At 40.5% G+C, this 4021-nt stretch carries 4 protein-coding genes; 3 read left to right on the forward strand and 1 reads right to left on the reverse strand.

Translation table 11 applies throughout. The features are described from left to right. Positions 1-52: 52 nt before the first annotated feature. Entirely contained in the window at positions 53-295 is a 243-nt protein-coding gene (locus QZU58_RS10170; RefSeq protein ID WP_294496511.1) for a helix-turn-helix domain-containing protein, read from the forward strand. Next, positions 255-1532, forward strand: coding sequence for a site-specific integrase (locus tag QZU58_RS10175; protein WP_294496513.1), 1278 nt, complete (start codon positions 255-257; stop codon positions 1530-1532). Before QZU58_RS10170 ends, QZU58_RS10175 begins: the two co-directional genes overlap by 41 nt. 258 nt (positions 1533-1790) lie before the next feature. Here QZU58_RS10175 and QZU58_RS10180 read toward each other — a convergent pair whose 3' ends face one another. After that, the gene (locus tag QZU58_RS10180) at positions 1791-3053 is read right to left on the reverse strand and encodes an IS256 family transposase (protein ID WP_363174844.1); all 1263 of its coding nucleotides are present in this window, start codon (positions 3051-3053) and stop codon (positions 1791-1793) included. A gap of 778 nt (positions 3054-3831) precedes the next feature. On the opposite strand from QZU58_RS10180, the gene QZU58_RS10185 reads away from it, so the two are divergent. Next, positions 3832-4021 (forward strand): excisionase (locus tag QZU58_RS10185; RefSeq protein ID WP_294496517.1); only part of this gene is annotated, 190 nt, incomplete at its 3' end.

A 4021-nucleotide genomic window follows, 5' to 3' on the forward strand; every position in this document is an offset into this window, starting at 1 on the left:
AGTTTGAGGAGTACCTCATCAATACCCAGATGATTTAACGGTGAGCATGATGATGCCAGCTAACTTGGAAGAAAAGGAGCTGCTTACTGTTGAGGAGGCCATAACGCTGTTTAATCTCAGCCGGGGGAAATTCAAACGTCTGATCCGGGAGGTTGAACTCAGCTTTGTGGTTCATTACGGCAGACAGCAGCGATTCATTGTAAGGGAAGAACTTATGAAATATTTATGTAACGGAAAACAGGAGGAACTTGCAAATGCCAAGAACGGTAGGACCAAGAAGAGACTCGAAGCATAGAGTTCTTCATACCGGAGAATCTATCAGAAGAGACGGCAAATATCAGTTTAAGTACATGGTTAACGGCAAGCCGAAATTCTTATACAGCTGGCGCCTTACCCCGACAGACCCGCAACCTGCAGGTAGGCTGCCGTGCTTATCACTGCGCGAGCTTGAAAAAAGCGTCGATCGGGATTTGGAATCAAGGCTGGATCCGATGCGAAAAAATCTCACGGTCATGGAGCTGGTTGAGAGATATCTTAAGACCAGAACCGGCGTAAGGGAATCAACGCTTATCAATTATAATTTTGTTCGCAATCTGCTTAAAAAGGAAGAATTTTCAAACAGGAGGATGTGTGAGATTAGAACATCCGATGCCAAGCTTTTTCTCATCAAACTTCAGCAGGAGGACAGCAGAGGCTCGAGTACCATTAAAACGGTACGCGGAGTACTGAGACCTGCTTTTCAGATGGCGGTTGATGATGATTTGCTGGTCAAAAATCCTTTCGGATTTGAGCTTGCCGGTGTCATTTACAACACCGAAAAAACGAGACAGGCCATCACCAAAGATCAGATGTATAAGTTCCTTAAATTTGTACGAGAGGACAATATCTACTGTAAGTACTATGAGGTGTTTTACATTCTGTTTCATACCGGAATGCGCATATCGGAATTCTGCGGTCTGACACTAAAGGATATAGATTTGGAAAACCGAATAATCGATATCAACCATCAGCTACAAAGATTCAGAGCAGGACAATACCTTATCACTCCGACTAAGACAAACGCAGGAACCCGCAAGATTCCGATGACTGAAGATGTGTATCAGATGTTTAAGAACCTGGTGGAATACAGGCCGACTGATTTGCCCGAGGTGATCATCAAAGGCTATGCAGGATTTCTTATCCGGGATAAGGACGGCATGCCGGAGGTGGCACTGCACTGGGAAAACCGATTCAGTAATGCAGTGAATCGCTACAACGAGATTTACAAAATCCAAATGCCGAATATCACTCCTCACGTCTGTCGCCATACTTACTGCAGCAATCAGGCCAAGGCAAGGATGAATCCAAAGACGCTCCAGTATCTTATGGGACATTCTGAAATTGCAGTAACCATGGACGTTTATACTCATCTCGGTCTTGATGATGCCAAGAATGAAATAGTCAGACTGGAAGAACTGGAGAATGCGAGAAAGGAAGTCGATAAGATAGAGCACAATACGATGTTAAATCTGAGCAGATTTAAGGCAACATAAAATGCTCGAAAATTAATTTTTAGAGTATGTGAAAATCTTTCTGTAAATAGAAAAACATCCTGAGAATTTTTTAAAGCAGTGACCTTCCGGTTACTGCTTTTGTGTTATTAATATTACCTGTTTGTTTTTATAAGTCAAGATTTATGTTTTATAAATAAAATAGTCAATTATTTCTATTGAAATTTAACTATTTTTATTAAAAAACAAAATAAACCCTAGACGGAAGTTTCAGCTTCCGTCTTTTGTTCATACCGGAAATCAGTCTGGTAATCGGCCTTCATACATTATCTGAAATTCACCGTAGATTACTCCCCAGTTTCTTAGAGGCATGGTCCATTTTTTGGTTGCTTCAAAAGTGGAAAGATACAGGGCTTTCAGCAAGGCCTGGTCGCTAGGAAATACGCTTCTCTGGCGATTAAGTTTGCGGTAAGACGCATTAAGGCTTTCGATGGCGTTGGTGGTGTAAATGACCTTTCTGACTTCAGATGAGAATTTAAAAATCGGGCATATTGCATCCCAATTGTCATACCAGCGTTTCATGGCTCTTGGATACTTATCCTGCCACTTCGCCGTAACATGGTCCAGGGCCTTTCTGCCGTCTTCTTCATTCGCAGCCTGATAGATTGTTTTTAGGTCTCTGACAAATGCTTTACGGTCCTTTTCCGGAACGGATTTTATGGTGTTTCTTATTTGATGGACGATACATCTCTGGTATTTTGTCTTCGGAAAGGCTACGGAAATGGCTTCTTTGATACCGCTGAGCCCGTCAGCACAGATAACCATGATGTCCCGAACACCTCGGTTCTTTAATTCATTTAGGCGGTTCTTTAATTCATTTAGGCTGGAAAGCCAGAATTTTGCACTTTCGTTTTCTCCGACATGAATGGACAGTACTTCCTTGCGTCCAGAACAACTGATACCTAAAATCACATAAGCCGCCAGCTTTCTGATAATACCGTTATCCCTTACCGAATAATGAATGGCATCAATAAAAACAACAGGATAAACATCCTCTAACGGTCTGTTCTGCCATTCTTCTATTTTTGGCAGAAGCTTATCCGTAACATCAGATATAAAACCTTCAGATGCCTCAAAGCCGTATATTTCATAAAGCGTGTCAGATATCTGTCTGGTGGTCATTCCCTTGGCATACATGGAAATAATCTTCTGGTCTATTTCAGAGATGTCTTTCTGTCTCTTTTTGACAATCTGTGGTTCAAAAGTTGATTTTCTGTCCTGAGGGACATCAAGTTCTAAACTTCCCACGCTGGTGTTTACGGTTTTCTTCTTATAACCGTTACGATAATCATCACTGTCTGAGCGTTCGGACTTCTGATATCCAAGATGCTGATCCATTTCAGCTTCCATCATTTCCTTGATGGTTCCGCCTAAAAGATCTCTGAGAGCAGCCTGTATATCAGCGGTGGTTTCGATGTTATATTCCTGAAGAAGCTGCTGAATGATCTGACGTTTCCCCTCAGTCATTTGGATTCTGTGGACGGTCTTTTTTTCTTTAACCATAATGAAAAACTCCTGATTATATAAGTTAAATTATATNNTTAAAAACTCCTGATTATATAAGTTAAATTATATCTCAGGAGTTTTTCTGACATTTTTAGCTATATGTAATTTACAGAGTTTGGTTCACACGCCCGGAGCACCACACCCTGGGCATATAAGCTGAATGACATGTTGCGACATATTTCTTTCTTCCTAACAATAACGTATTGGCCATAAATGACTAAACTCTTTAATACACTGACGAGCCTAAATGCTCCCCCTTATTAAAAGTTTACCATCGTGATATTTTTTAACCATTATTAGCCTTGTTATGTCCATTCATTTGTGATCAGACTATAAAATATTCACGCTTTTAGAGCCATATCACATTTGATATTTTCCCTATCAATTGCTTATCAAATATCCAATCAGCTGAATATTTTGTCCCCGTTTCGTCAAAACAGGTGATTCATGCCCATTAAATAAGGGGGTGGTCATGATTTATATCCCCCTTTAACAAAAAAGATTAATACAAACGTCAGATTTTCCCTTCTGCCGTGGCACCTTTATAAGAGACAACGTTTTTTGCATTTCTCAGTTTTATGTGGCAAAAAGCGGTTTATTGCTCTTCACAACTATTTGATTCAGATGGCATTTTGTCTGGATTAAGTAGTTGATATACCCGAAACAGTACGGGACTATACAGTCAATCAGAGGAGAAAAGATTTATGCAAAAACAGGAGTCTGTAATGAAAAATCAACTTACTAACGGAGGCAATTCAATGAGCCAATTGCTGTAATCAAACCGGAAAATGCAGTTACAAAAATTCCTTTTAATGAACGCTACACCTTAACACTTAACGAAGCATCTCAGTATTTCCACATCGGCCACACGAGACTGCGTCTTCTTGCGGAATGCAACATTGGTGTTTTTGCTATCAGATGCGGTAACAGGTATCTGATTGTTCGCCCGAAGTTTGAGGAGTACC

Source organism: uncultured Ruminobacter sp., from assembly GCA_902764345.1.
Classification (GTDB): Bacteria; Pseudomonadota; Gammaproteobacteria; order Enterobacterales; family Succinivibrionaceae; genus Ruminobacter.

Excerpts from the sequence above, each read along its gene's own strand:
- QZU58_RS10180 (WP_363174844.1), bottom strand. The coding sequence starts at position 3,053 with ATGGTTAAAGAAAAAAAGACCGTCCACAGAATCCAAATGACTGAGGGG.
- QZU58_RS10170 (WP_294496511.1), top strand. The coding sequence starts at position 53 with ATGCCAGCTAACTTGGAAGAAAAGGAGCTGCTTACTGTTGAGGAGGCC.
- QZU58_RS10175 (WP_294496513.1), top strand. The coding sequence starts at position 255 with ATGCCAAGAACGGTAGGACCAAGAAGAGACTCGAAGCATAGAGTTCTT.